The organism is Rosenbergiella metrosideri, assembly GCF_022602565.1.
Classification (GTDB): domain Bacteria; phylum Pseudomonadota; class Gammaproteobacteria; order Enterobacterales; family Enterobacteriaceae; genus Rosenbergiella; species Rosenbergiella metrosideri.
Genome location: NZ_JALBCV010000037.1, coordinates 1 through 1,694, shown reverse-complemented (window position 1 = coordinate 1,694; position 1,694 = coordinate 1). Strand labels below are relative to the sequence as shown.

The window sequence follows — 1,694 nt, the reverse complement described above, 5'->3', positions numbered from 1 at the left end:
TTTTGTACTGGACTGTTGGGGTTACGGGTGAGAAGTGGTTAAGGAATTTGGTTAGCCAAGTCATGACTCCCCCATTCGCATTGTTATTCCTTCCTGATACCAGTCGGGTGTAGTGAACTCTATCCTTCCTGTTACACCATTGTTTCTAAGCTCCTGTAATCGCTTGTGCTCGCTTTTTAGGTGCTTGTATAACTCATCCTTCTGCCAGTCCTTTATCTTCAGCACAGAGCTTGCTAGACGTGCTACACGTTCAATAGTCATCTCGCCGTAAACTATCTCAGCGTGAGTCGTAAATTCGTAAGGGTCCTCTTCTAGCTTTCTGTGGCAACCTATGCAATGAGCGAAGGCGTTGTAAGGATGGTATCGAGTGGATTTGTGTCGGCGTGATTTGAAGTGTGAACAGTGAAGTTTTACTGGTTCGTGTTGGAAGTTTCTACCGCAGTAATCGCACTCCCACCCGACACGCTCTCGAACTAGCTTCGAGAATATGTCGTCAAACTTGTCTCTCTTTAAAGCCATCATCTCGCTCCAGGTCGTAATTATTATAATCGGTCGCTATATACACTTCGTCACAAGCCTCACACCACCTGTCATCTTCTGAGGGGAATCCGCATGCTGTGCATTCAGTTTCTTTCATGCGGCGCGCTCCATTAATCGCTTACCGTAGGCAAGTAATTGATTCCGATCGACAGTTGAAAATTGACAGTGATTTGTAGGCCATGGATGCCAAATTATCAGCATCGAACCTTTGTTATTCCCGTTCACTGGCTTGCCCGTCAGCGATGAGACGAAAGATAACCGCCCACCTGTAATGAACCGAACCTCGCTAGCACTTCCGATCGCCGATTTAAACCAGCCTACCGACGTATCTGCTGGCAGCAACATTACGCACCCAACGTGATTTAATTCCTTCTCTCTTGCGGTCTTCTCGATGAATGGTGATGGGTCGCTGTATGGCGGATTTAGCCACGCATAGCCGCTAGTGACGTAACTTGACCAATCAGCCTCAAGCGTATTCTCTTCGGCAGTGATGAAGCGCTTGCATAGCGCATTCCGATCGCTTGCCGCAGCATCTAACTGGAAGTGAAACTCCGCGTTAAGAGCTTGGAATAAATCGCGCGGGGTTTGCCATGTGTCACGATTTTCAAGGGGGGTTTTAGTGTTCGGATAACTCATAATGATCTCGCAAAATTAAGGTGGAACTTCTCTCTTGCCGATTGCGCAACAAGCCCAGCAAATTCTAAATCCTCATACAGACCGAAACTTATTCTTCCTTGATCTGTTCGCAAAGAGACGTGCCACTTAGATTTCTGAGAAACCCAACTGACATTCTTGAAACCAGATGTGTTTTTCTTGTTAGTTTTTAAGTTCCTATTATTTTGCGACCTAGTACATTCCCTAAGGTTTGCTGGCGAATTATCTCCCCTATTACCATTGATATGATCTATCTCTCCATTTGGTAATCTTCCATGAGTCAGGGAAAAAACAATTGAGTGAAGGAACATCTGTACACCACCAAAACAGACTTGCTGATAGCCATTATTATTAAAAGAAACATGAACTTTATCGCCAGCCTTTCTCTTAATTGCGGAATACTTTGATGAATCGTTCTTATATCTAACCTCACCATCCTTCATGTAAAGATGGCTATTTATTATTTTCAACCGGTCTTCTTTATGTTCGATCGGGGTATT

Annotated in this window: 2 protein-coding genes; both read right to left on the bottom strand. The window is 44.6% G+C overall.

The features are described from left to right. Positions 1–633: 633 nt before the first annotated feature. Positions 634–1,179: a phage N-6-adenine-methyltransferase gene (locus MKR94_RS16305; RefSeq protein WP_422047544.1), complete on the bottom strand. Its 546-nt coding sequence runs from the start codon at positions 1,177–1,179 to the stop codon at positions 634–636. Further along, the coding region (locus MKR94_RS16300) for an HNH endonuclease (protein WP_241647870.1) at positions 1,173–1,694 on the bottom strand (522 nt) is incomplete at its 5' end. The genes MKR94_RS16305 and MKR94_RS16300, both read right to left, overlap by 7 nt.